The organism is Mycobacterium sp. URHB0021 (assembly GCF_054057895.1).
On sequence record NZ_JBSRZT010000001.1, the window covers coordinates 139,881 to 165,310 of the forward strand.

The following is a 25,430-nucleotide window of genomic DNA, read 5'->3' on the forward strand; positions in this document are numbered from 1 at the left end:
GACAGACCACTGTCGATCAACTGGGCGGCGTCGGGGTCGACGCGCCTTGTCTGTCGTTGCCGTTCAGCAATTGTCGGGCGGCCTTTTCGATACTTACCGCGTCGATTTCAGCGGCCGCGAGCAGTTCGGCCGGTTCGCCCGACCCCGGCATGACGCGGACTGCCAGGTGCTTGAGCCGCAATGGGAGTGATTGCTGCCCGGCGAGGACTTCGAGCACGGCCGAGCCGAGTCCGCCCTCGGGATGATGGTCCTCGGCGATGACCATGCGTCCGCCGGTATGGTGCGCGGCCTTGATCAGCGTTTCCCGGTCGATCGGTTTGATGGAATATGCATCGATGACACGGGCGTCGATCCCGTCGCGGTGTAGCGATTCGGCCGCGGCCAGGCATTGGTGGAGGGTGACCCCGGCGCCGATCAGTGTGACCTGATCATCCGTGGACGATCGCAGTGTATGGGAGCCGCCGACGGTGAAGGTCGTTGTCGGCGGGTAGAGGACAGGGTAGGCGCCGCGGGTGGTTCTCAGGTAGCGGATGCCGTCAGTGTTGGCCATGACATCGACCAGTGCGGCGGCGCTTGTCGCGTCGCTGGGATAGAGGACGGTCGCTTCGTGGATGGACCGCATCATGGCGAGGTCCTCCAGGGCCATCTGGGATGGCCCGTCCGCGCCGATTTCAACGCCGGCGTGGGATCCGACCAGGCAGATGTTCGCCCCGGAGACGGCCGCCATGCGGATGAAATCGTGGGCGCGGGTCAAGAACGCGGCGAACGTCGACGCGAACGGAATGAACTGCCGCACACTGAGTCCGACGGCGGAGGCGACGAGTTGTTGCTCGGCGATGAACATTTCGAAATATCGGTCAGGATAGTGATGGGCGAATGCTGCCGTGCCGGTGGAATTGCTGACCTCACCGTCCATCGCCACCACGCGCGGATTGTCTGCGCCCAGCGCGACCAACGCGGCGCCGTAGGCGACTCGCGTGGCGACCTTGTCTCCCAGTGCGTAGTGCGGTCGGCGTTGACCATTCATCTCCCCGCCCAGGCGGGATGGTGGGCTGGCTTGGCGCGGTGCGGGTTTGGGTCCGATGATGGTTACGTCATCGATGTTGCCGAGTTCGGCCAAGGCGCGTTGCGCCATCTCGGGTGGGAGGGCCTTGCCGTGCCACCCTTCCTGGTCTTCGATCTCGCTGAACCCGCGTCCTTTGATCGTTCTCGCGAGGATCACCGTGGGAGTCGTCGTGGCCTGACGCGCGGCGGTGAGCGCGCGGTCGATCTCCTCGAGGTTATGGCCGTCAACAATGATGGCGCGGGCGCCGAAGGCTTCGGCGCGTCGCGCGTATGTCGCCAAGTCCCAGCCCAGTTCGGTCGGTCCGCGTTGACCGAGCCGGTTGACATCGACGATGACGGTGAAGTTCGTCAACGCGTAGTGGCTGGCTTTGTCGAGCGCCTCCCATACTGATCCTTCCGCGGTTTCACTGTCACCGCACAACACCCACACGTGAAACGGCGAGTGCTCAAGGAACTTTCCGGCGAGCGCGACGCCGACCCCATTGCCGATGCCCTGGCCCAGCGAGCCGCTGGCGACGTCGACCCACGGCAGGACCGGGGTGGGGTGGCCCTGTAGGCGGGAGCCGAACTGGCGGTAACCGCTCATCAGTTCGGTATCGGTGATGACGCCGGCCGCCTTGAACGCGGCGTACAACAATGGGGACGCGTGTCCTTTGGACAAAATGAAATGATCGTTGTCCGGGTGGTCGGGCTGGTCCCAGTCGTAGCGCAACTGGCGCGCGAGCAGCACCGCCATCAGGTCGGCCGCCGACATGCTCGAGGTGGGGTGCCCGGAGCCGGCTGCGGTGCTGCAGCGGATAGCGTCCGCCCGCAACTGGGTGGCCAGCTGCCCAACCATGGTCGTGTCGATGTGTCGATCGGCGAGATCACTCAACGGGATCCTCCTGAGTAGATGTGTTGGGCCGTCATCAGGGCACGGTTAGCGGCGGGGCCGGGACAGGTCGTCCAACCACACAGACACCCCGGCCGCCGACGGCGCGGCGAGGATGGGGTTTTGGGTCATCGCGCACCGCCCTCGTGCCGGTATCGGCGCATACCTACAATTCGGGCGATGATCAGCACGGTGGCGAACACGATCACCGGCCAGTAGCCGGCAGCCAGCATCTGCCGATCGGGCGCCGACAGGTGATCACGGCGTGGGGTGCGGCGCTCACTCATGGCGGCTCGCCTCCACCGCGGTGGAAGACGGGTTGCCGGATCCGTTGCGAGAAGCCAGTTTCCAGTCCGGCCGAACGTAGTGGCAGGTGTATCCGTTGGGGTAGCGCTGCAGATAGTCCTGATGTTCTGGCTCGGCCTCCCAGAAGACGGTCGCCGCCGTGACCTCGGTGTCCACCGCACCCGGCCACAAGCCCGATGCATCGACATCGAAGATGGTGTCGCGCGCGATGCGCATCTGTTCGTCATCGAGATAGAAAATGGCCGACAGGTAGCTTGTCCCGAAATCGTTGCCCTGCCGGTTCTTTGTGGTCGGTTATGGATGTGGAAGAAGAACTCCAGCAGCCGGTCAATTCGGCAACGGTCTGATCGACGCGGTCTTTGGAGCGTCCGACGATCACCGCGCTGCCACCGCTATCCACAACATCGACCGCGGCCTGTCGTCCCATCCCAGCGCTCCCACCCACGACAACGACCTTCTTTCCCTCGAACTCTGCGCCCATCGGCGATTCACTTTCCCGGCCATGTTCACCGCCGCGGCGCGTTGAACGTTTGGTTGTCTAGCGCCGAAACAATCTGTCCTCGCCGCACAGGTCTGTCGAGAATCAGCCTGGCCCGCACGTGGGTGAGCTGTCCTCACCCCACAGCACCAATCACCCGGGTGAGGACAGGGCCAAGCCGCGACCCGGGTGATCGGACTGCCCCGGCACGCTGGAAACGCGAATTACTGTCCACGCTCTGAGGTGATATGGCCTCGACGGGCACGATGGAGAACTTTTAGGCAGTGAGTCACAAATGCTGGTGCGCCGCCGCGGGGCCCGGGTCGCCGCGGCAGTTCACGGCAGCACCGCATGACCGCTGTGAGCGACCGGAATGGCTGTGCAGGATGGGCGCCTTGCCGTCAGGGGTGATGCAACGGCGCTGCGCCAAAGGACACACCGAACCGATTGCACCACAGAATCACGCTGTTGATTCCCGCGGTGTCGGCGTCGCCGGGTATGACGTAATTGGTGTTACCGCGGTTGGCCCGCAGGGGCCCGAGATCGATGTGCCGGCTGCGACCAAACCTCCGAAACCGCGTACCTCCGTTCAATACTCGCGCATCGCTGAGCCATACGCGCAGTTGGGGCTTGCGTGGCGTGCAGCTTCTCGATCCGCAGTATCCGTCCGATCGTCGAGCAGGGTCACGAGCCGAGCAGTGCCGGTGGTTCGGTGGATGTGACTGGTGAACTGTCCTAAGTAAAGGGTCTGTGCGTCGGCCGGCAGCGTGTCATCGATTGTGGTCCTAATGAACAACTTCCACGGCTGCAGCCACCCTAAGGCGACAGGCATCGCGACTATGACCAGCGTGGCGGGAATCCCGCGGCGCGTCGGTCAGCACCTCCAGCAGTTAGCCGCGGGCCCGCAGCCGCACCAACGGGAACATTGGATCCGAACGGGTGGCGATCACCAGTTGCAAAGGCTGCGGCATCCGCTCGATCAGGAACGCCACCTGCTGGTGAACGGTTCGGCTTTCAACGAGGTGGTAGTCGTCGAGGATCAACGCGATTCGGTAGTCGGCGGCCAATTCGTTGAGCAGAATAGGCAAAACCACCTGCGAGGGGTCTGCGCCCATTCTGGCGAGCTTGAACGCACACGCAGCCACCCCGGGACAGACCTTCTGCAGCGCCGCGAGTGCGCACGTCCAAAATCGCAGCGGATCGTTGTGGAGGCATCAAGCGACAACCAGCCTGGTGGTCCGTGTGCGTATTGATCTGGTGGAGGGTGTCGCGTCCGCGTTGGACTTTGGCGATGATCTCGTCGGCGGTGGCTTTCCAGACGAATGGTCTGGGGTTAGCGTTCCAGTGCTGGGCCCAGGTCGTGATCGCGGCGGTGAGTTCGGCGACGCTGATGAACACGCCGCGGCGCAAGCGTTTGTCGGTGAGTTCTTTGAACCAGCGTTCGATCAGGTTGACCCAGGAACTGGAGGTTGGCGTGTAATGCAGGTGCCATCGCCGACGATCTTTGTTGGACCAACCATTTCGCGATCTCCGGAGTGGAGTGCGCGGACAGATTGTCCAAAACGACATGCACCCCCAGCCCGCGCGGAACGGCTGCGTCGATCTACTTGAAGAACCGCAGCACATCGGTGCCGCTGTGTCCCTTGCGCAGATCGGTCAAGACTTCCCCGGTGGCGATGTTCATCGCCGCGAACAAGTCGATCGTGCCGTGGCGTTTGTACTCATGAGTCATCGTTCCTGCCCTGCCGGGCTTCATCGGCAGCGATGGCTGAGTACGGTCCAACGCCTGGCATTGGGTCTTCTCATCAAAGGAGAACACCGCCGCCCGGGCGGGCGGATTCACATACAAGCCAACAACATCGACGAGTTTCTCCTCGAACCGAGGGTCGTTGCTGACCTTAAATGTCTCCATTTTCCACGGCTTAAGATTGTGGTCGGCCCAGATCTTGGCAACCGCGTCCTTGCCGATCCCCACCCGCGCCGCCATCGAGCGTGTGCTCCACTGCGTCGACCCGTCAACCGGGCGTTCCTGATGTGTCAGACGCAGCACCTCCTCTACAGTGCCCGCCGACAGGCCAGGCTTGCGGCCTCGGCCCTTCGCGATCACACCAACAGATGCTCATCGTCGAACACCGCCGACGCGGCGGCGAAGTTATGGGACACTTACACCGGAAGTGCCTTTCTGACCTGGTTCGATTGATGCGTAAGGAACACCAATCATCCCAGTTCAAAGGGCACTTTCCTCATTACGACACACGTCGACCATCACAATCCGTCGGTGAATCGAAGCTTAGTAACCGCTACTCGATCGAATCGGTTTCGCGCTGGTGCCCTGGCTTCTGCAGATACTCGGGCGAAATCACCCGGGTGAATCCGCTCGCCGGGTGGTGAGCATTCCTTCCGCGCCGGTGAATCGTGATACAACAGACGGCGACCGGAGGATAAGTGAAGCCGACGATGTACCGGATCTGCGTTCGGGGCCGATTGACCGAACAGCTTGCCGCCGCGTTCGAAGGGATGCGAGTCGAAGCCGGCGGCGCGTGTACCGCGATCACCGGTTGCGTTCGCGATCAGTCTGAACTGTACGGACTTCTCGACCAGGTCAGCGACCTCGGCCTCGAACTCATCAGCGCGCAGCCACTGACATCACCACCTGCATACAGCATGAACTGCGACCCGGTTTCGGCGAGCGTCACGGCGCAGATCGACGACTGTTAACCTCGACCATTGGTTGCTAACACGCAGCGAAGGATCCGCCGGCCGATCCACTTCGCACGGACCATCCGGGTGACGCTGATCGTTGGGTGATGACCACTCACCCCGCGCAGCGGCAGACTCGATCGACAGAGTGCAGACACGGGTTGAGCAACCCGACGGCATACATCCCGTTATAGGGCCCGCAACTGTGGCCGTGCGCGACGGTGCCTGCATGACCAGCGACCAAAGGAGAACACATGCCTCCAACGTGGGCACGTGGCCGTTCGATCAAGAACCGGCAGCGCGAAGGCGCCGTGCCGCAGCCCCGGTCAATCGTTATCGTCGGCAGCGGATTCGCCGGATTCGAGTGCGCACGCAGACTCACCAGGCTGCTACGCCAGCACCGCTCCGACGACATCGTGACCCTGATCTCGCCGGTCGACTACCTGCTGTACACACCACTACTACCCGAGGTCGCCGGCGGAGCGATTGATCCCCGCTTGGCGACGGTGCCCTTAATCGACATGCTGCCGGGAGTGCGGCTCGTTCGGGCTTACGCCGATTCGGTCGACCTATCCGCGCGGACACTGCACTGTCGCGACCAAGAGAACACCTCCCACGAACTGTCGTGGGATCGGCTTGTCTTGACTCCCGGCTCCATCAGCCGCCTGTTTGACATTCCCGGCCTGGCCGAACATGCACGCGGCCTGAAATCGACCGCGCAAGCGCTGTACCTCCGCGACCACATCATCGAGCAGTTCGAACTGGCGCGCATCGACGATGATCGCGAACGCGCTGCCGCGCGCAAAACAATCGTGGTTGTCGGATCTTCCTACTCCGGAACAGAACTCATCGCACAGCTGTGCGCCATGGCCACAGTGGCCGTACACGACTTCGGGTTCCAGCCCGGTGATGTCCGATTGATTCTCGTAGAACGCTCAGGACGCATGATGCCCGAACTCCGACCCGAGTTAGCCGCGCAAGCCGAGCGAGTACTCAGACGCCGAGGGGTGCAGATCCGTGTCGGTGTCACCCTTTCGCGGGTCGCACCCGATCATGTCGTTCTCAGCGACGGCTCACGTATCGGCACCTACACCGTCGCGTGGGTGGCCGGCGTGGTCGCGAGCCCGCTCATCGCAGCCACCGGCCTGGCCACCGAAAAAGGCCGACTCAAGGTCGGATTGGATCTGCAGGTCCCAGGATTCGACGGTGTCTACGCCGGCGGTGATGCCGCGGCCGTGCCAGATGCGACCAACCCCGGAACCATCACCCCACCGACCGCTCAACACGCCAACCGGCAGGCCAAAGTCCTCGCCCGTAACGTCGCCGCCAGCCTGGGCTACGGCAGGCCATCCGAATACCGCCACCGCAACCTGGGAACCGTTGTAGACCTAGGTCCTGGCTTCGCCGTCGCCGATCCGTTCAACATCCAGCTATCAGGATTCGCTGCAAAGCTCGTGACCCGGCTCTATCACCTCTACGCCATACCCCGTAACGCCAATCGCTGGGCCGTCGCCCTGGGATACCTCACCAACCTTCTTTTTGTCCGCCCGCTAGTGTCGATCGGGTTCGCTCAATCGTCACTAGCGCGGTTCTCGGCCAGCGAGGAGTTCGTCGCTGCATCGCCAGTGATGCGCGCACGGGACGAACAGATGCACGCCGATGACTTCCGCTACCAAAAGGCTGCGGCTGACAGCAGCGTCCCCTCGTCGAAGATTGACTGAAGGGACGTTCCAACAGCGGTGGTCTTCATCAGCTGAAACATGTTCCGAGGCAGCCTTTTCACGCGATTAAAAAGTGCTGAAACGTGGTGTCACAACCGACAACCCCTCGCTGAGCTCGCTGAAATGCCACGCGGCTACACATCGGCAACGGTATGACGTTGTTGATCGAGAGTCCGCACGTGCACCACGACCTCTGCGAGAACCCGGGGTAGGCGTCCGGCAGAACTGGTGTGCCCAAGGTCGTCATCTTTGGCGGGGTGACACCAAGCCCCAGAAGGCAGCTTTCAAGGTGACGGTCAAGGGGGCCCGGAAGGACATCGGCGCGCCGCTTACATAGGTGCCCTTGTGTTCCTGGCGCTAACCATGGTCGGTTGCCGGCGGCAGCCCGGCGAAGAAAGGGGCGCCGTCATCGCGGCTCAGATGCAGCGCCGTCGTATCGAGCATGATGATGGGCGGTCGTTCGGAGCGGGGACCGAACAGCGTGGGCAGGGCCCCGAAGAAGAAGTCGTCAGCCAGCATGCCGTCGGCGGGAAAGTGTTGCAGGACTTGCTGTACGACGTCGTGCTGGGCAGGAATCGAGTCGATGAATGTTTCTTTATTATCCACAGAAACCACGCCGCGCCATCGGGATATCCGAGTAGCCCCTGCAGACGCTCGTCAGCGTCGGCGTCGGCGATCTCTAAGCCTGAATTCATGGATGAACTGGCTGGTCATCGGGTGTCGGAATGAGGGAAGTGCCCTCTGAGCTGGAACGATTGGTGTTCTCTACGCAGCAATCAGGTCCGGCGAGAAAGGCACTTCCGGTGCGAGTGTCCCATGGGTTCGCCGCGTCGTCGGCGGTGTTCGATGATGAGCATCTGGTGTCGTGCGCCGGGCTGGTTCCAGTCATGACGCTGGCCACCCAAACTGGGCTGCCACAGCTGTTGGCCGACAAGGTGTGCATCCCTGCGCCGAAGATCAGGTCCGGGGCAGCCAACCCGTCACCGAAGCTGACCACGTTGATCGCCGGGATGTGTGTGGGTGCGGACTGCATCGATGACATCGACGTGGTCCGCTCGGGTGGGATGAAGACACTCTTCAGCGGCGTGTACGCACCATCGACCATAGGAATCGTGCTGGGGGAGTTCACTTTCGGGCATGCTCGGCAGTTGGAGTCGGTACTGCGCCATCATCTGGTGCGCCTGTGTCAGCGGGTGGATCTGCTGCCCGGGGCCGACGCCGCCGCGTTCATCGACATCGACTCACTGCTGCGCCCGGTCTTCCGTTACGCCAAACAAGGCGCGAGCTACGGGCACACCAAGATCGCCGGGAAACAGGTCCTGCGCAAAGGACTGTCCCCGTTGGTGACCACGATCAGCACCCCCGCCGCTGCCCCGGTGATCGCCGGGATGCGTCTGCGCGCCGGGAAGGCCAACTCCGGTAAAGGTGCCGGCCGCATGGTCGCCCAAGCCATCGCGACCGCCCGCGCCGCCGGGGCGAGCGGCCAGATTCTGGTGCGTGGTGATTCGTCCTACGGCACCCGCGCGGTCGTGGGTGCCTGCCGAGGCCACGGTGCCCGTTTCAAGGTGGTGATGACCCGCAACACCCCCATCGACCGGGCCATCGCTGCCATCGACGAGCACGCCTGGACCCCGGTCAAATATCCCGGTGCAGTGCGTGATCCCGACACCGGCGTCTGGATCTCTGATGCCGAAGTCGCCGAGATCGCCTACACCGCTTTCGCGTCCACCAAAGATCGGATCACCGCCGCCTGGTGGTGCGCCGGGTCAAAGACACCCGCTACCGCGACGCACTGTTCCCGGTGTGGCGGTATCACCCGTTCCTCACTGACACCGACCTGCCGGTCGACCAGGCTGACATCACCCATCGCGGCCACGCGATCATCGAAACCGTCTTCTCCGATCTGATCGACGGCCCCCTGGCGCACATGCCCTCGGGGCGCTTCGGCGCCAACTCCGCCTGGGTGTTGTGCGCGGCGATCGCTCACAATCTGCTGCGCGCTGCTGGGGTCCTGGCCGGGGGTGCGCACGCGGTAGCCCGCGGCGCGACGCTGCGCCGCAAAGTCGTCAATATCCCGGCCCGGCTGGCCCGACCCCAGCGCCGACCGATCCTGCACCTGCCCAGTCACTGGCCATGGATAGATCATTGGCTTGCACTCTGGCGCAACACCATCGGCTACAGCCCACCGGTCGCCGCGACCCACTGACCACCCCGCCGAAAGGCCAAACAAACATCACAGGAAATGCTGGGCAGACCAGCGGCTACAGACTGCCCACCACCACCAAAGCACAACCAAAAAATCAGCCCCGCCATACCTCAACGGAGTCGCTCCACGGATCGAAGCTAAACTAAGTCACTGTGTAGGTCGCCATCTGGTCGGGCTCATTTCCGGCGCCGCTGTCCTCTAGTCGCCGAGGCGGTCGGCCACATATCCTCTGCCGGGGCGTTGATGCACGGGCGGATTGACTGATTCCGAGCCGCTCATGCAGCCGCGCAAGCGGTTCGGGTGCCCACCAATTGAATCGGCCCATCACGTGCATGAATGCCGGGACGAGCAGCATGCGCACCAGCGTGGCGTCCCCCAGCACCGCCAGCGTCAACCCGACACCGAACATGCGCATGAACGACACCTGGGCGGCGATCATCGCGGTGAAGGAGATGGACATGATCAGTGCGGCGGCGGTGATCACCCGGCCGGTGTGGGCCAGCCCGAGCGCCACGCTTTCGTCGTTGTCGGCCGGGGTGCGGTTCGAGGCTAGCCAGTGCTCCTGGATCCGCGATACCAGCATTACCTCGTAGTCCATCGATAGGCCGAACGCGATGCAGAACAACAGCACGGGGATGGTGACGACGAGCGTGCCGGTGACGGTGGTGCCAAATGCCCCGAGATGCCCGTGCTGGAAGATCCACACCAGTGCGCCGAAGGCGGCGGTCAGCGATAAGACGTTGAGCGCCAAGGCCTTTAGCGGCAACGCCACGCTGCCGGTGAGCAGGAACAACAACACGAACGCGATCGCGGTGATCACTACGAGCACGGTGGGCAGCCGCGAGGTGACCGCGCGGGCGGTGTCGCGGTTGATCGGTGCTGTCCCGGTCAGCAGTGCCTGCCGGCCGCCGGGACCGGGCACGGCGTGCAGCCGGTCGAGCTGGGTGTCGGAGGCCTGCGAGTACAGCGGTGCGCTGCTGGCCACGGTCAGAAAGGCACTGCCGTCGCGGGCTGCGGTTGCCGCCGTGGGTGGCCCGACAAGCGCGCCGACGACGAACGTGCCGCCCGGCGCGGACACCGACGACACCTCGGGCACCTGGGAGAGCTGTGCGGCGTAGCCAGCCAGTTCGGCGGCCGTGACAGCGGCAGCATCTGGGATGACCACCGTCACGTTCGTCGCCAGGTCGTCAGCGAACTCGGTGCGGAGCTGGTCACCGACCTGGCGCGCCGAGGTCGATGTCGGTAACACGCGATCATCCGGTAAGCCCCACTTGGCCCCGAGGAACGGGATGCCCAGCGTGGCCAGCAGCGCGACGACCGCGAGGCCGATCGGGATGGCCCGGCGCATCACGAATTTCGCTAGGCGGTAAAAGAATGCCTGCTCGGCCGGGCGTGGGACGGGTTCCGGCCGTCGCCGCAGCCGCCGCACCAGCCGGCGGACATCACCGGAGTCGAGTCGTTCGCCGAGCAGCGCAATGGCTGCCGGGGTCACCACGATGGCAGCGACCGCCGCGAACGCCACCACCGCGGCGCCGGCGTAGGCGAATGACTTCAGGAAGTACATCGGAAACAGCGCCGTCGTCGACATCGACAGCGCGAGCGTCACCGCCGAGAACAGCACGGTGCGCCCGGCGGTGGCCATCGTGCGCACCAGGGCCTCGTCCCGGCCGGCGCTGTTGGCCAGCTCGTCGCGGTACCGGCTGACGATCAGCAGCGTGTAGTCGATCGCCAACGCCAGCCTCATCGCGACCGACAGATTCAGCGCGAAGATCGACACGTCGGTGGCGAACGTGATCGCGCGCAGCACCGCCATCGAACCCAAGATCGCGAACCCACCGACCGCCAACGGCAGCGCCGCCGCCACCAGGCCGCCGAACGCCCACACCAGCACCATGAAGCTGAGCGGGATCGCGATGGATTCCATGAGCTTCAGATCTTTTTCGGTCTGCAGGTTGATCTGGTTGTCGATCATCGCCTCACCGCCGGCGCGCACGCTCACGCCGGCACGGTCGTGCACTAATTCGTCGCTCAGCGTCTTGGCGTGATTCTGTGCGCCGTGCTGCCCGCCGGTGATGCCCGCGGCGATCAACCCGGTTTTGCCGTCTTTGCTGACCAACGACCGCGACGCCGACGGCGGCGCGGTCCACGCTGAGGTCACCTGCGCCACAAGGGGCGAGCCCTGAAGCTGATGCACGATGTCGGTGCCGACAGCCCGGGCGGCGCCACCCTCTGCGCCGTCGTTGGAGCTGACCGTGATCAGCATCTGCATGTCACCCTGATGGAATTTGTCGAGCAGCAGTTTCTCCGCGTGCGCGGAGTCCGCGGTCGGATCTTGGAAGCCGGCCGCGGACAGGCTGTTGGCCACCGGGACGCCGAACAGGCCCGTGCCGACCATGACCAGCAGCGCGATGGCGATGATCCGCCGCGGCGCACGAATGGCAAGCCGAGCAAGACCGGCTAACACGTATCCTCCGACCCGGCCGCGACCTGGGCATCGATCTGGCTCAAAAGCGAAGGACCGCGCCTTCGATGGTGAGTCCGGGCCCGAATGTCACCAGGACGCCGTACTCGCCGGGGCTGGGTCGATCGACCGCCAGAATGTTTTCGAGCACGAGCAGCACGGTGGCTGAGGCGCAGTTCCCGGCGTTGGCCAGGATATCCCAGCTGGCGCGTAAGCGCTCCGGCTCCAATCCCAGCCGTTTACCTAGCACTCGCAGGATTTTCGGGCCGCCCGGATGAATTCCCCAGTGACCGATATCACGGTTGGACAGGCCTAGCGGTTGGAGGAGTTTGACGAGGAAGCTCTCGATGTTGTCTTGCAGCGCCGCTGGTACACCGCCGGCCAGCGTCATCCAGAACGACTGGTTGCCGATGTTCAAACTCATCATCGTGTGCTGGTCATAGAGTTGCTCTGTGTGCGTTCGCAGAAAGTGGATGCCGGCGCCCTCAGGTGCCGATCCCATCAGCATCGACACGCTCGCATCGCCAAACAGCGCCTGGGTGATCAGCGATTCCATCGGGTCCTCGTCAGGCATCGGGCTGTTGCGCACGTGAGCGGAGCTGAGTTCGGTGCAGTTGCCGATGACCAGCTCGTCGGGTCTGGCGGCCACACTGTCCATCGCGACCTTGATCACGTTGAGCGCCGCGTAGCAACCCATGTGGCCGATGAACGTGCGTCGCAGATCTGAGCGCAGTCCAAGCGCTTTGGCGATCAGCAGATCGGGCCCTGGATTGACGTAACCCGTCGAGCAGGCCATCACCAAGCTGCCGATACGGGCCGTGTCAAAACCCTCGATCACCTGGTTGACCGACCGGGACGCCACGTCGAGTACCGCCTCGGCATGCGCGGCCATTCGGTCACCGGTGCGCATGGCGCAGACTTGCGGCAACGTATCGGGGTTCCACATAATGTGGCGCTTGTGTACGGCTGTCGACTGAATGATGCGCTGCGCGAACGGAACCGGCGGGGACATATGCTGAAAGAGCAGCTCCCAGCTCTCGTCCATGGTGACCTCAAAGGGAGGGTGCGCCGACGAGATGCCCAGCAGCGTGGGCCGCAGGCGTACAGCCTTGGGCGCCGGGTACCCCGGCGAGGGCGCGCCCCCCGACGGCGCGTCGATAACGGTGTTTGCCTGGTACATTCGTATCCCTTAGCTGGCCGACGGTGCCTTGGCCGCCGTGTGCCGTGTCAATGTTGCGCGCGCGTGGCGCAGCTCTCCGTGGGCCGCCTCGACCAGTAGCCGCACGGCGGAGACCTTGTTGGGAGGGGCCAGCGTCCCGGCCAGCCACTGAGTGCGGGCTTCTCGACGTCGCAGCTTTCCGCTGCTGGTCCGCGGCAGCGTGCCCGGTGCCAGCAACTCCACATGCGCCGGCCGGATGCGGGTGCGTTCCTCGACCCGCGACGCGACATCGTGTGCCAGCGTGGGGGCGGCATCGGAAGCCGTCTCGACCAGCATGGCCAGCGCCTCGTCGTCCTCACCGGTGGGAATGAATCCGAGGGCGACTGCGCATCCGGTGCGGACACCCTGCAGTCCGTCCAGCGCGGCCTCGAACTCCTCGGGGGCGTGGTTGGCGCCGCGCACAATGATGATGTCCTTGTGCCGGCCGCACAAATAGAGCTCGCCGTCGTGGATGAACCCGAGGTCGCCCGAGTCCAGCCAGCCGTCGTGTAGCGCGTGATCGGTCAGGTCGGTCCGGCCCAAGTAGCCCACCATCACGCTGGGCCCCCGAACGACGACGTGACCAACACGGCCAGGCGGCAGCGACCCCGGCCGCGCCACGGATCTCTACCTCCACACCGGCCAGCGGGCGGCCCACGCTGACCAGCTCTTCAGCGCCCGGCTCGACGATGCCCTTGAGCGCCAGTTTCTCGGCATCCACGCCAAGGGTGCGAAATGAGGTGCCGGCCGGTTTGAATGTCACGCCCAACGAGGCCTCGGCCATCCCGTAGCACGGGGTGAGCGCCGATGCACGCAGGCCCCAGCGCCCGAATCGCTCATCGAATCGGCGCTGCGCTGCCGCGGTGACCGCCTCGGCTCCGTTGAGCGAGACTCGCCAGGAGGACAGGTCGACTCCGTCGAGTTCCTCGTCGCGGATTCGTTTCAAGCATAGGCCGAACGCGAAGTTGGGTGCCGCGGTGACGGTGCCCCGGTGTCGAGAGATGGCGCGCAGCCACGCCGCCGGAACCGCGACGAACAGCTCGGGTGGCAGCAGAACCAACTTGGCGGGAACGTAGAAGGCGGACAGCAGATTTCCGATCAGTCCCATGTCGTGGTAGAGCGGCAGCCAGGTGACGCCGACCCGGTTCGGCACTCCCTCATCGGCGAGGTAGCGGTCGATGGCAGCCAGATTGGACAGGAGATTATCGTGGGTTAGGGCCACCGGCTTGGGATCGTTGGTGGTGCCCGACGAGAATTGGATCAATGCCACGTCGTCGTCGGCGACTTCCATCTCGACCGAGGTCGTCGTGCCGCCCAGGCTGGATGCGATCACACAGCCGACGCGTGGAGCTGAGATATCAACGGTCACACCGAGGAACCGCCTGATCCGTTGGTCGGTCACGACCAGGGCGGCATCCACCGCTGCCAGCATGGCGGCGGTCTTGCGGTGATATTCCTCGAGTCGTCCCAGCCGCACCGGCGGATACAGGGGAACCGGGACCGCGCCCGCGTACAACACACCAAAGAAGCACTCCACAAACTCCGGGCAGGTCGGCAACACCAGCGCGATCCGATCGCCCTTGCGCACCCCCCATCCCGTAGATCCGCAGCGATCAACCGCGCGCGCTCCCGAATCCGAGCCATTGGGACTTCGTGGTCCTGTTCTTTGCGGTTTACGAAGAACAGGCTCGCGCCGCTCTGCGCGGCCACGGCGAGCATCTCATTAAGGGTGTCGTACTTCGGATGGATTGCGGGAGCGCCTCTCACAGTTGCTCCTCAATGCGGCGGACCACCACAGCTGCCAGATCGCCAACAGTGCGAACATCGTCCGCGTCCTCGTCGTCAAGGCAGATGTCGTAGCGCGCCTCAATCTCGAAGATGACTGAAACGACCTTCAGCGAATCCAGCCCCCCGCTCTGCAGCGTCGAATCAGCGCTTAGATCCTTAGCCCCCACTTCAGCTTCGACGATGCCGATGATCTGCTGGGTCACCGCTTCAAACGTGACGGCCTCTCGTGTTGGCATATATTTCATTCTCAAACCCTTCTACGTTCGTATGTCATTGCGCCGCTGTGGCCCTGCCGAACATTGGCGGTCTCCTTGGCGCAGAAGGTTGAGGCGGTCCAGGTATTGCCCGTTGCGGCTCGGATCACCGACCACTATCTGTGCGTATGGGGTGAATTGTCGTCATCCGGCAGCGTATTTCACCCGGGTGAGAGGTCGACGCGGAGCTGATCCCCGTTGAGAGGTTCACAGCCATGACGCTTCCAGGCCGGTCGAGCGATCCGCCGCTGCGGTGATGAAGGGCCCGCGCCTACTCCATGATGGCGCGGAGGCTGATCGTCTTGTCACGGGTCATCGCATGTTCGAGACGGTGAACAATCCGACTGCGGCTGTTGAGGATTCCGACGTCCAGCGAGTCCGCAAGCTGATACCCCTGTCTGGGGCGGACTATTTGGGTGCCTGGCCGTCAGCATAACGCTTCAAGTGAACCATCCAGTCCTTTGCGGTGATTTCGTGAGACTAATGTCGATACCGGCGGCCGGGCCGGTGACGAGGAGTAATCGATGTGCGAAGGCGCCCATGTCCACGTGGTGGCGGTACCGACGAGCTGATCACCAAGCCCTTGCGGTTGCGCCCGTGGACGGGTGACGCCGCCAAGGCCGCGCTGGGGATCTTGGGTCGGCGGGAAGTCGCGCGCTGGCTCACCCCTGCGATGCCGCGCGTGGCCGATCGCGACTAAAGGCGGCGACTGCTGACCCCTCTGGATCACCGAACACCACGAAGCTGGGCAGTCACTGGGCCACTGGCGATCGAGATCCGTGACAGCGGCCTCGTCATCGAAGCGGTCTCCCGGCACAACGACAGGACATCGCCGCCGGCGACGTCATCTCGACCGAACCCTGCGTCAAGCACCGGCACGGCGGCACAGCCGATATGGCCATGACCCACATCGCCATTCAAGGACTCGTCGACGGCACGCCCGTCGACTGGATGGAACACGTCACCGACGAGCAGTATCTGCAGTAGACAAAGCGGCGGCGCCCATATTTGAGGTACGGCCGTTCTTATCGGCGGCATCGTGATATTGGCGCAGTTGTCAACCGTCACCGTGACGAACGATCATCCCAAGAGTGCCCCCGACATAGCCCTGCAGCAATCGGTCCGGTGGCTCCTTAGACGGGTTCCAGAATTGACACGAACATGAGAGCGCCGCAGCTCCGACAACCCAACACCACCGACGTCCCCGTTGACCTGCGGCAAAGCAGGACGCCCGTCGACGCGGTTCCTCGAACCGGCACACTAGATTGGTGACGCGGCCCAGCACCGACCTACGAAGCCCCGTGCCGCCAGCGCCGATGTTAGCCCCGGCGGGACAACCGCCCTGTGGTCCGGAATGGGTTGTCGAGTCCAAGTTTGACGGGGCTCGATGCGCCGCGCGGATCGGCGGTGGACGGGCGGAACTGTTCAGTCTCAGTCGTCAAGCCAACACCCTGTCGGCATTCTTTCCGGACGTGGTGTCGGGGTGCTCGGCCGTAGGCCATCGCGATGTCGTTCTCGACGGTGAAATCATCGTCATGAATGACCGCACGCGGCCGAACTTTCAGCTTCTTCAGCGGCGCCTGCACGTACCGCTGCCATCAAAGACGCTGCAGAGCTGGCTTCCCGCTCGCCTCGTGGTGTTCGACGTCCTGCACTTGGATGGCTGTGACCTGACACGTCTCCCATATCAGGAGCGTCGCAGCATCCTCGAGAACCTCGAGCGGGATGCTGTGACGTGTTATCTCGCAACATGGCCGGCCTGGCTTGGCGTCGACGGGCGGGAGATTCTGGCAGCGATGGCCGACGTGGGGATGGAAGGTGTCGTCTGCAAGGTTGCCGACTCGTGTTACTGGGCAGGCCGGCGCAGTCGGCAGTGGATCAAGAACGTTTCTGTCGGAGCAGAGGCGTTTGAACTAGCACCCAAAGCCCAATAGCGGTGGCGGTCAGTCTAATTCGATTCCGCTGGTCGTGCACGACAGCTGTTGCGCACGCGGCATCATCGGCATCGGCAGGGGACTTATTTACTTAGCTTTGATTCACCGACGGATTGTGATGGTCGACGTGTGTCGTAATGAGGAAAGTGCCCTTTGAACTGGGATGATTGGTGTTCCTTACGCATCAATCGAACCAGGTCAGAAAGGCACTTCCGGTGCAAGTGTCCCATAACTTCGTCGCCGCGTCAGCGGTGTTCGACGATGAGCATCTCGTGTCGTGTGCGGGGTTGGTGCCGGTGATGACGCTGGCCGTCCAGACTGGGCTGGCTGGTCTTTTGGCCGAGAAGGTCCATATCGCCGAACCGAAGATCAAGTCTGCGTCGGCGAACCCGGCGTCGAAACTGGCCACATTGATCGCAGCCATGTGCGCTGGCGCAGACTGTATCGAGGATGTCGATATCGTGCGCTCGGGCGGGATGAAGTCGCTGTTTGGCGGCGTATACGCACCGTCGACAGTAGGAACGTTGTTGCGGGAGTTCACCTTCGGGCATGCCCGCCAGTTGGAGTCGGTGCTGCGTGAACATCTGCTGGCGTTATGCGATCGGGCCGAGCTGCTGGCCCGATCCGATGCGTGGGTGTTCATCGACATCGATTCGCTGCTGCGCCCGGTCTACGGACACGCCAAGCAAGGCGCCTCCTACGGGCACACCAAGATCGCCGGCCGCCAGGTCCTGCGCAAGGGACTCTCGCCGCTGGCGACCACCCTCAGCACACCCGGTTCGGCGCCGGTGATCTGCGGAATGCGGCTACGCGCCGGCAAGGCCGGCTCGGGCAAGGGCGCTGGGCGCATGATCGCCCAAGCGATCAGCACCGCCCGTTCCGCCGGAGCAGACGGGCAGATTCTGGTGCGCGGCGATTCGGCCTACGGAAACTGCTCGGTGGTCAGGTCGTGCCGACGCGCAGGCGCCCAGTTCTCGCTGGCGATTACCCGCAACCTGGCTGTCGAACGCGCCATCGCCACGATCGACGCCGACGCCTGGGCCCCGGTGTCCTATCCCGGTGCGGTCCGCGATCCCGACACGGGTGCCTGGATCTCCAATGCCGAGGTCGCCGAAATCCCCTACACCGCATTCGCTTCCACCGCCGATGCGATCACCGCCCGCCTGGTGGTACGCCGCGTCCGCGACGCCCGCTACCGCGACGCCCTGTTCCCCATCTGGCGGTATCACCCGTTTCTCACCAACGCCGAGCTACCTGTCGCCGAGGCCGACCTCACCCACCGCCAGCACGCGATCATCGAAACCGTGTTCGCCGATCTGATCGACGGACCACTGGCACACATTCCGTCGGGCCGGTTCGGCGCCAACTCGGCCTGGGTCCTGTGCGCGGCGATCGCCCACAACGTGCTGCGCGCGGGCGGCGTGCTCACCGGTGCGGCCCACGCGGTCGCACGAGGTGCCACGCTGCGGCGGCGCATCGTCAACATCCCTGCCCGACTGGCCCGCCCACAACGACGACCCGTCCTGCACCTACCGACGCACTGGCCCTGGGCACAGGCATGGACCAGGCTCTGGCACAACACGGTCGGCGCTCGACACCCACCACCGCTGACCACGACACCCTGACCACTCGCCGAACAGGCCCAACCGGAGCGCACAGGAAAAGCTGGGCAGACCAGCGACTATCCCTTGCTCACCACCCGCCAGCCGAAAGAATGACCCCTTGAGCCACATCAATCACTTCAATCCACGGATCGAGGCTTAGATCCGACCGACCGTCAGTACCTGGGATGGACGACTGAGTTTTATCGGACCTTTTGAGGTCTTCTACACACCGACGCGGTTCTCGGGACTGATCGTTGTTCGCCCCCAGGTCTCATTTTGGGGAACCTCGGCGGCAAACACCCTTCGTGCCACCGTAATGCGTGCCGCGTCGGAGTGGCTGGCAGGTGGGTTAAGGTCGTGATTTCAAGCCCGCTCACGCGGAGGCAACGTCTCAGTCTTCTCGAGCCTTCGAGCTCTCGACACAGACCGACGCCGTGCAGGTCACTGGAATCGCGAACAGCTCATCGGAGGGAAGCCCATCGAGGCTCGTAAGTAGAGCGCTGCGCATCCTGCACGGGTCAGAACCCGCCATATCCGCACCACGGTGGGAGGCAATCACACAGACACTGTTCTGCGGCATCGACTGGGCCGAAAGGCACGATGTCGCTAGGCGTCATGAAGAGCAGAACGAGCGGACACCACCGACCGAACAACAGCCGCCCCGCCGAAGCACCCCAGAACATCAGCACTTTTTCAGGTCGAAGTAGCTATACGCCGACCCGGTCCTATAGATCGACCGCTGGGGCGATGTACGGCGGTGCCCGCGCTGCCAACGTAGTCATTGAATTCTGGATCACCGCGACCGCCGCCGCTCAACCGGGAACCGGCGCCATAGAGCATCGATGCAGAGGTTGAGAAAAGTGATGATGAGCACAGTGTTAAGCATTGTTGGTGATGATGCCGGTGGTGTTCGGCGTCGGTGGGTACGTGTTGGTGTCGCGACGACCGTGAGCACGCCAAATGGGCACCGCGAGCGTGCGCCGGAGGTAGTCGCGGAGAACGCATCCGATCTAATCGAGTCTCCGCAATCACCGGTAAGGGCGAGCCTTCCCGGTCCTGTCGGGAACAACGGGGATGCCGGTCGGGAACAACGGGGACGCCGTGAAGCCGGCACATCTCCACGAAGTCGGTCACGTTCCACGATCTCCTCGCCAACCCAGGTCCCTTCCAGGCCCCGGGCGGGCGGTCAAGTTCAGGGACTTGGTGTACGTCGTCGTCCGTGTGATTCTTTGAGGTGATGGTTCAGGCGGTCAGTGCCGCGGGGGCTCACCCGGGCTCAGACTGGTTGCTCGTTGCGGGTTGCGACGGCTGACGCCCGGACAGATACGGAGAGTTTGCGCGGTGACAGTCCAGATGACTTTCGGTGTGCGATGGGTCTGTGCCCGTCGGGTGTGCGAGGGGCAGATCACTTGCGGCCCTGGCCTTAGGCCGGTCTCATTCGACGAGATTCGGGTATTGCTATCGCCCGTCGTGTCGCTCGTTCGAGTCTCCCGGACGACTGCAGCGTGGCCGCCGTTACCGCTGACCGGATGGGTTCTCCGGCGACGTTGCGACCGGGTTCACATCCGACACCGCGGGCTGGCCGGCGTGCGCGGCCCAGATCGCATCGCCAGATGGGCGCGTGGATGGGCCGGTTTGCAGAGGGTCTGGTGTGTCTGCGACGGCGATCGTGTCGGACTCGGGCATGGTGACCGACCCGTTCATTTCTAACGTGGCCCGTCGCCACTTGCTGTAGACCTCATCCACGGACAGGGTGATGCTGAAGGTGCCGTCGAAGGTGGCGAAGGATTCTTCGAATTTGCCATTGGCCGAAACTTTGTCCACACCGGAGAACAGCGCGTTGCGGCACTGCTCCAGTCGCGTGGTGCGCGCCAGGTCGATCAGCACCTGCGGCGTTTCCCGCGTCACCCGCGCCCCGCAGGGTCCCTACGAGATCTCGTACCTGGAGACGTTTGCGAAGGACTAGTTAGTCCATTGTTTGTTATGCTCGGTCCGCGGCCGTTAGACGCTCAACGTACTGTTGCCTCGGCCGTGACCGCGCCCGTCGATTGACAAGGAGGCCAACAGATGTCACGAATAACTACTCCAGCTGATGCCGATTTCCACGCCCACCCGCCCCTCGATGCCGCCGCTGGCCGACTCGGATTCGTGCCGACTACACATCACGCGCTAGGAGCCGGCCACAAAGCTCTTAACACCTGGCCGGATTCGAAGAAGGCGATGAACGCCGCACTGTATGCCGCGAACCGCCAGGGCGGCGCACACGCTGTCGAGGAAGTCAACGCATGAGTGAAACCGGAACCCCCCCACCGCTGACCATTGTCCGCCCAGGCCAGGGCAGGGCGGGCAACGTAGGCCCGCACGGGGTGGTGTTCAAGCTGTGGGGCGAGGACACCGGCGGCGCGGTGGCGATCGTGGAGCACCCGTTCCCTGTGGGCGCCCTCGTACCGCCGCACCTGCACACCAGAGAAGATGAGTACTCGATCGTCACCGAGGGCGAAATCGGCTTCCGCTCAGGTGACCGCGAGGCCGTACTTGGTGCGGGCGGCTACATCACAAAGCCCAGAGGCGAACTACACACGATGTGGAACGCGGGCTCCGCCCCGGCCCGCATGATCGAGGTGATCAGCCCAGCCGGCTTCGAAAAGTACTTCCGCGACCTGGTTGACCTGACAACCGAGGGCGCCCCACCCGTCGAGGCAATCGCGACACTCGCAAAGGCGTACGGACTGCAATTCGGCGAACCCCCATGGCTACCCGACCTTATCGCCCGCTACAACCTCACCCCGCCGAGATGAACGTGAACCAAACCCGCAGGAGCGAAAGGTGTTGCAGCGGTGCCTATTAAGCGGCGGGCGGTCGACCACATCGTCGACCGTCTCGCGTCGATTGGCGGCGACTACTTCTTTGCTGTGGACGGCGCTAACATCAAGATCTGTACGACCCGGCGCACTTGCGGTCCGACATCACCGCGGTGTCGGCCAAGCACGAGTTCTCCGCCGCGACCATGGCTGACGGATACAGCCGCGGCGGGGCAGGGCTGGGCCTGGTCGCAGCGACCTTGGGCGGCGGGGCGCTGAATCTTCTGGCTGCCCTTGGAGAGTCGCTGACAAGTTGGGGTTCCGGTGTAGGCGCTGGTCGGTCAAACTTCGTCCTGAGTAGCGAGGTGCTTCGTCATCGACGTGGCGAGCCGACAGCCGCTGGGACTCTCTACAGATGAACAGGATTGTTGATGTCGACTGACGCCCGAGAAGAACGCCTCCAACGTCGGATCTCCGATCTGCACGCCACCGACCGACAGTTCACCGGTGCGGGACCGAGCGAGGTGATCACGCAGGCGATCGAGTCGCCCGAGCTGCGGCTACCCGAAATCGTTTCGACCATTCTCGACGGCTACGCCGACCGGCCGGCACTCGGGCAACGGGCCGTCCAGTTCGTCGCCGACCCGGCGACGGGCCGGACGTCGGCGGAACTGCTCCCCCGGTTCGACACCATCAGCTACGGCGAGCTGTCGGACAGGGTCGTCGCCGTCGCGGCCAGCTTGACTCGGAATCCGGTGCGACCGGATGATCGGGTCGCGGTCCTCGGAGTCACTAGCACCGACTACACGACCGTCGACATGGCGCTTCTTCGCCTCGGGGCGGTCGCGGTTCCGCTCCAGACCGGCGCACCGCTCACGGCGCTGCGGCCCATCGCCGCCGAGACCGCTCCTGTGGTCATCGCGTCGAGCGTCGGCTTCCTCGACGACGCCGTCGAGCTGGTGCTCACCGGTCATCTCCCGCAGCGGTTGGTGGTGTTCGACTACCACGGTGAGGTGGACGACCACCGCGACGCCGTGGCGGCCGCCGCCACCCGACTCGCAGGAACTGCGGTTGTCGTCGAGACATTGGCCGATGTCATCGCCCGTGGTTATGTGCAGCCGGTGCCGCCGTGGTCCGAGTCCGACAATGATGCACTGGCCCTGCTGATCTATACGTCGGGTAGCACCGGCTCCCCCAAGGGCGCCATGCATACCGTGAAGGGGGTCATCACCAATCTTTGGCGTCGGTCCAACGTGTCGGCGGTGAGCAGTGCAGGTGCGCTTCCCGATATCACGCTGAACTATCTGCCGATGAGCCACATCATGGGACGTCGCGTTCTCTACATCACCCTCGCCGCAGGCGGAACGGCGTATTTTGTGGCGCAAGGGGATGTTTCGACGTTCTTCGAAGACCTGGCTTTGGTGCGGCCCACCAAGTTGAGTTTCGTTCCGCGGATCTGGGACATGCTGTTCGAGCGGTTCCAGAGCGAAGTCGACCGCCGATCCGCCGATGGCGCCGACCGGCGGACCGTCGAGGCCGACGTGTTGGCCGACATGCGCACGAACGTGCTCGGCGGGCGGGTCGTCTCGGCGATGACGAGCTCGGCGCCCATCTCCTCGGAGATGAAGACATTCATCGAATCGCTGGTCGACATGCGCTTGACGGACGGGTACGGCTCCACCGAGGCCGGGCCGGTCTTCGTCAATGGGCAGGTGCAACGCCCGCCGGTGATCGACTACAAGCTGGCCGACGTACCCGAACTCGGCTACTTCCGCACCGACCGCCCCCATCCCAGGGGCGAGCTGCTGGTCAAGTCCGAGACTATGTTCCCGGGCTACTACATGCGACCGGAGATCACCGCGGACGTGTTCGATGCCGACGGGTACTACCGCACCGGCGACATCGTCGCCGAGGTGGGTCCGGACCAACTCAGGTATCTCGACCGCCGCAACAACGTATTGAAGCTGTCGCAGGGCGAGTTCGTCGCCGTCTCGAGGCTGGAGGTGGTGTTCGGCGAAAGCCCGCTGGTTGCGCAGGTCTTCATCTACGGCAACAGTGCCCGGCCCTATCTGCTGGCCGTCGTGGTGCCGACCGAGGACGCGCAGTCCCGTTACGGCGCCGACGAACTGAAGCCCGTCATCAGCGCCTCGCTCAAGGTCGCGGCGCGCTCGGCGGACCTGCAGTCCTACGAGATCCCACGCGACTTGCTGATCGAGACAACGCCGTTCACGATGGAGAACGGATTGCTCACCGGCATAGGGAAGCTGGCCTGGCCGCGGCTCAAGGAACGCTACGGCGCCGAGCTCGAACAGCTCTACCTCGACCTGTCCGACGCCCAGGCGGGCGCACTGCGCGCCATGCGGCAGAGCGGCGCCGACCGCCCGGTGCTCGAGACCGTCAGCCGGGCCGCCAGCGCACTGCTCGGTGCAGCCGCCTCCGACGTGCGGGCCGACGCCCAGTTCACCGACCTGGGCGGAGACTCATTGTCGGCGTTGACATTCGCCAACCGGCTCAACGAGATCTTCCACGTGGACGTGCCCGTCGGCGTCATTGTCAGCCCGGCCAGCGACCTGGCCGCCATCGCCGCCTACGTCGAGGCGCAACGCGCGGGCGGCAGCAAGCGACCGACGTACGCATCCGTTCACGGCGCTGACGCGACCGAGGTACATGCCGGCGATCTGACGCTGGACAAGTTCCTGGACTCTGCAACCCTTACCGCTGCGGCGGCCCTGCCGGGCCCTAACCCCGAGGTGCGCACGGTGCTGCTCACCGGCGCCACCGGCTTCCTCGGCCGCTACCTGGCGCTGGAGTGGCTGGAGCGGATGGACCTGGTCGACGGCAAGGTCATCTGCCTGGTCCGCGCCAAGGACGACGCTGCGGCACGCGCCCGGCTGGACGCCACGTTCGACAGCGGTGGCCCGAAGCTGTTGGCGCACTACCGTTCCTTGGCCGCAGAACACCTCGAGGTCCTCGCCGGCGACAAGGGTGAAGCCAACCTCGGCCTCGACGACGCCACCTGGCAGCGGCTCGCCGACACAGTCGACCTGATCGTCGACCCCGCCGCGTTGGTCAACCACGTCCTGCCCTACAGCCAGCTCTTCGGCCCCAACGCACTCGGCACGGCCGAGCTGATCCGCATCGCGCTGACCACGAAGAAGAAGCCGTTCGTCTATCTGTCGACGATCGGCGTCGGCGACGGCATCGAGCCAGGCAAGTTCACCGAGCACGCAGACATCAGGATCGTCAGCGCCACCCGAACGGTCGACGAAAGCTACGCAAACGGCTACGGCAACAGCAAGTGGGCCGGCGAGGTGCTGCTGCGCGAGGCCAACGAACACCACGGCCTACCCGTCGCGGTGTTCCGCTGCGACATGATCCTGGCCGACACCACCTACGCCGGACAGCTCAACCTGCCGGACATGTTCACCCGCATGATGCTGAGCCTGCTGACCACCGGCATCGCGCCCATCTCGTTCTACGAACTCGGAGCCGACGGCAACCGGCAGCGAGCACACTACGACGGGCTGCCCGTCGAATTCATCGCCCAGGCGATCTCCACCCTGGGCACACACGTCGATGGGTTCCAGACCTATCACGTGATGAACCCGTACGACGACGGTATCGGACTCGACGAGTACGTCGACTGGCTCATCGAAGCGGGCTCTCCAATCGAGCGCGTCGCCGGTCACTACGGCGCGTGGTTGCAGCGGTTCAAGACGGCGCTGCGAGCCCTACCCGAGCGACAGCGCCAAGCCTCGCTACTCCCGCTGCTGCACAATTACCAGCGACCGAAGACACCAATCCGCGGGTCAATCGCCCCGACCGACCGGTTCCGCTCTGCGGTGCGGAACGCGAAAATCGGTCCCAACAAGGATATCCCGCACATCACGCCGCAGGTCATCATCAAATACGTCACCGACCTGCGGCTACTCGGACTACTGTAACCACCGCGAAGTCAACGCCTTGTACTCATCCCCCCGCCTGTACTCTCAGCGGTGTCCTCCAGACGCGGGACGGTGCCAGACCGCGTCTCGGAACCGACA

At 64.2% G+C, this 25,430-nt stretch carries 21 protein-coding genes and 5 pseudogenes; 11 read left to right on the top strand and 15 right to left on the bottom strand.

Annotated features, from left to right (window positions below):
- Nucleotides 1-16: 16 nt before the first annotated feature.
- The 7 genes and pseudogenes from ACVWWN_RS00590 to ACVWWN_RS00620 all read right to left on the bottom strand — a co-directional run bounded on the left by ACVWWN_RS00590 (nt 17) and on the right by ACVWWN_RS00620 (nt 3,835).
- Nucleotides 17-1,939, bottom strand: a complete 1,923-nt coding sequence (locus tag ACVWWN_RS00590) for a transketolase (protein WP_457142166.1) — start codon at nt 1,937-1,939, stop codon at nt 17-19.
- A 51-nt stretch (nt 1,940-1,990) separates the two neighbouring features.
- Nucleotides 1,991-2,068, bottom strand: a pseudogene (locus ACVWWN_RS00595) (hypothetical protein); the annotation flags it as partial.
- Nucleotides 2,065-2,223, bottom strand: a complete 159-nt coding sequence (locus ACVWWN_RS00600; protein WP_457142408.1) for a hypothetical protein — start codon at nt 2,221-2,223, stop codon at nt 2,065-2,067. The gene ACVWWN_RS00600 and the pseudogene ACVWWN_RS00595, both read right to left, overlap by 4 nt.
- Nucleotides 2,216-2,565 (bottom strand): annotated as a pseudogene (locus ACVWWN_RS00605) (peptide-methionine (S)-S-oxide reductase); the annotation flags it as partial. The pseudogene ACVWWN_RS00605 and the gene ACVWWN_RS00600, both read right to left, overlap by 8 nt.
- Nucleotides 2,565-2,723, bottom strand: a pseudogene (locus ACVWWN_RS00610) (SDR family NAD(P)-dependent oxidoreductase); the annotation flags it as partial. The pseudogenes ACVWWN_RS00605 and ACVWWN_RS00610, both read right to left, overlap by 1 nt.
- 398 nt (nt 2,724-3,121) lie before the next feature.
- The gene (locus ACVWWN_RS00615; RefSeq protein WP_457142388.1) at nt 3,122-3,343 is read right to left on the bottom strand and encodes a DM13 domain-containing protein; all 222 of its coding nucleotides are present in this window, start codon (nt 3,341-3,343) and stop codon (nt 3,122-3,124) included.
- A gap of 267 nt (nt 3,344-3,610) precedes the next feature.
- A complete protein-coding gene (locus ACVWWN_RS00620) occupies nt 3,611-3,835 on the bottom strand; it encodes a hypothetical protein (protein WP_457142167.1) in 225 nt (74 codons plus the stop codon).
- A 176-nt stretch (nt 3,836-4,011) separates the two neighbouring features.
- Between ACVWWN_RS00620 and ACVWWN_RS00625 the strand changes: the two genes are divergently transcribed.
- On the top strand, nt 4,012-4,200 hold the full coding sequence (locus tag ACVWWN_RS00625; protein ID WP_457142168.1) for a hypothetical protein: 189 nt from the start codon (nt 4,012-4,014) through the stop codon (nt 4,198-4,200).
- 123 nt (nt 4,201-4,323) lie between these two features.
- On the opposite strand, the gene ACVWWN_RS00630 is transcribed toward ACVWWN_RS00625, so the two are convergent.
- On the bottom strand, nt 4,324-4,827 hold the full coding sequence (locus tag ACVWWN_RS00630) for an IS630 family transposase (RefSeq protein WP_457142169.1): 504 nt from the start codon (nt 4,825-4,827) through the stop codon (nt 4,324-4,326).
- A gap of 338 nt (nt 4,828-5,165) precedes the next feature.
- On the opposite strand from ACVWWN_RS00630, the gene ACVWWN_RS00635 reads away from it, so the two are divergent.
- On the top strand, nt 5,166-5,438 hold the full coding sequence (locus ACVWWN_RS00635) for a hypothetical protein (protein WP_457142170.1): 273 nt from the start codon (nt 5,166-5,168) through the stop codon (nt 5,436-5,438).
- 236 nt (nt 5,439-5,674) lie between these two features.
- The gene (locus tag ACVWWN_RS00640; protein WP_457142171.1) at nt 5,675-7,141 is read left to right on the top strand and encodes an NAD(P)/FAD-dependent oxidoreductase; all 1,467 of its coding nucleotides are present in this window, start codon (nt 5,675-5,677) and stop codon (nt 7,139-7,141) included.
- Between the two features lie 357 nt (nt 7,142-7,498).
- Here ACVWWN_RS00640 and ACVWWN_RS00645 read toward each other — a convergent pair whose 3' ends face one another.
- Nucleotides 7,499-7,747 carry a hypothetical protein gene (locus ACVWWN_RS00645; protein ID WP_457142172.1) on the bottom strand — a complete coding sequence of 83 codons (249 nt, stop codon included), beginning with the start codon at nt 7,745-7,747 and terminating at the stop codon, nt 7,499-7,501.
- Nucleotides 7,748-7,944: 197 nt separating this feature from the next.
- On the opposite strand from ACVWWN_RS00645, the pseudogene ACVWWN_RS00650 reads away from it, so the two are divergent.
- A pseudogene (locus ACVWWN_RS00650) lies at nt 7,945-9,347 on the top strand (IS1380 family transposase).
- A 142-nt stretch (nt 9,348-9,489) separates the two neighbouring features.
- Here ACVWWN_RS00650 and ACVWWN_RS00655 read toward each other — a convergent pair.
- From ACVWWN_RS00655 to ACVWWN_RS00675, 5 genes are all read right to left on the bottom strand, one after another.
- Entirely contained in the window at nt 9,490-11,811 is a 2,322-nt protein-coding gene (locus ACVWWN_RS00655; RefSeq protein ID WP_457142173.1) for an MMPL family transporter, read from the bottom strand.
- A gap of 40 nt (nt 11,812-11,851) precedes the next feature.
- Nucleotides 11,852-12,988 (bottom strand): type III polyketide synthase, encoded by a 1,137-nt coding sequence (locus ACVWWN_RS00660; RefSeq protein WP_457142174.1) that lies wholly within the window; start codon nt 12,986-12,988, stop codon nt 11,852-11,854.
- 9 nt (nt 12,989-12,997) lie between these two features.
- On the bottom strand, nt 12,998-13,429 hold the full coding sequence (locus tag ACVWWN_RS00665; protein ID WP_457142175.1) for a hypothetical protein: 432 nt from the start codon (nt 13,427-13,429) through the stop codon (nt 12,998-13,000).
- Nucleotides 13,323-14,594: an AMP-binding protein gene (locus tag ACVWWN_RS00670; RefSeq protein WP_457142176.1), complete on the bottom strand. Its 1,272-nt coding sequence runs from the start codon at nt 14,592-14,594 to the stop codon at nt 13,323-13,325. Before ACVWWN_RS00670 ends, ACVWWN_RS00665 begins: the two co-directional genes overlap by 107 nt.
- 175 nt (nt 14,595-14,769) lie before the next feature.
- On the bottom strand, nt 14,770-14,997 hold the full coding sequence (locus ACVWWN_RS00675) for an acyl carrier protein (protein ID WP_457142177.1): 228 nt from the start codon (nt 14,995-14,997) through the stop codon (nt 14,770-14,772).
- 577 nt (nt 14,998-15,574) lie between these two features.
- On the opposite strand from ACVWWN_RS00675, the gene ACVWWN_RS00680 reads away from it, so the two are divergent.
- From ACVWWN_RS00680 to ACVWWN_RS00690, 3 genes are all read left to right on the top strand, one after another.
- Entirely contained in the window at nt 15,575-15,748 is a 174-nt protein-coding gene (locus ACVWWN_RS00680) for a hypothetical protein (RefSeq protein ID WP_457142178.1), read from the top strand.
- Between the two features lie 568 nt (nt 15,749-16,316).
- Nucleotides 16,317-16,982, top strand: a complete 666-nt coding sequence (locus tag ACVWWN_RS00685) for an ATP-dependent DNA ligase (protein WP_457142179.1) — start codon at nt 16,317-16,319, stop codon at nt 16,980-16,982.
- Between the two features lie 215 nt (nt 16,983-17,197).
- Nucleotides 17,198-18,607 (top strand): IS1380 family transposase, encoded by a 1,410-nt coding sequence (locus ACVWWN_RS00690; RefSeq protein WP_457142180.1) that lies wholly within the window; start codon nt 17,198-17,200, stop codon nt 18,605-18,607.
- Nucleotides 18,608-20,101: 1,494 nt separating this feature from the next.
- Here ACVWWN_RS00690 and ACVWWN_RS00695 read toward each other — a convergent pair.
- Entirely contained in the window at nt 20,102-20,473 is a 372-nt protein-coding gene (locus ACVWWN_RS00695; protein WP_457142181.1) for a hypothetical protein, read from the bottom strand.
- Between the two features lie 180 nt (nt 20,474-20,653).
- On the opposite strand from ACVWWN_RS00695, the gene ACVWWN_RS00700 reads away from it, so the two are divergent.
- The 4 genes and pseudogenes from ACVWWN_RS00700 to car all read left to right on the top strand — a co-directional run bounded on the left by ACVWWN_RS00700 (nt 20,654) and on the right by car (nt 25,331).
- Nucleotides 20,654-20,875 carry a hypothetical protein gene (locus tag ACVWWN_RS00700; protein ID WP_457142182.1) on the top strand — a complete coding sequence of 74 codons (222 nt, stop codon included), beginning with the start codon at nt 20,654-20,656 and terminating at the stop codon, nt 20,873-20,875.
- Nucleotides 20,872-21,384, top strand: a complete 513-nt coding sequence (locus tag ACVWWN_RS00705; RefSeq protein WP_457142183.1) for a cupin domain-containing protein — start codon at nt 20,872-20,874, stop codon at nt 21,382-21,384. The genes ACVWWN_RS00700 and ACVWWN_RS00705 overlap by 4 nt, the downstream gene beginning before the upstream one ends.
- Nucleotides 21,385-21,423: 39 nt before the next feature.
- Nucleotides 21,424-21,701: pseudogene (locus ACVWWN_RS00710) on the top strand (thiamine pyrophosphate-binding protein); the annotation flags it as partial.
- 117 nt (nt 21,702-21,818) lie between these two features.
- Nucleotides 21,819-25,331: a carboxylic acid reductase gene (gene car / locus ACVWWN_RS00715; RefSeq protein WP_457142184.1), complete on the top strand. Its 3,513-nt coding sequence runs from the start codon at nt 21,819-21,821 to the stop codon at nt 25,329-25,331.
- The last annotated feature ends 99 nt before the right edge of the window (nt 25,332-25,430 follow it).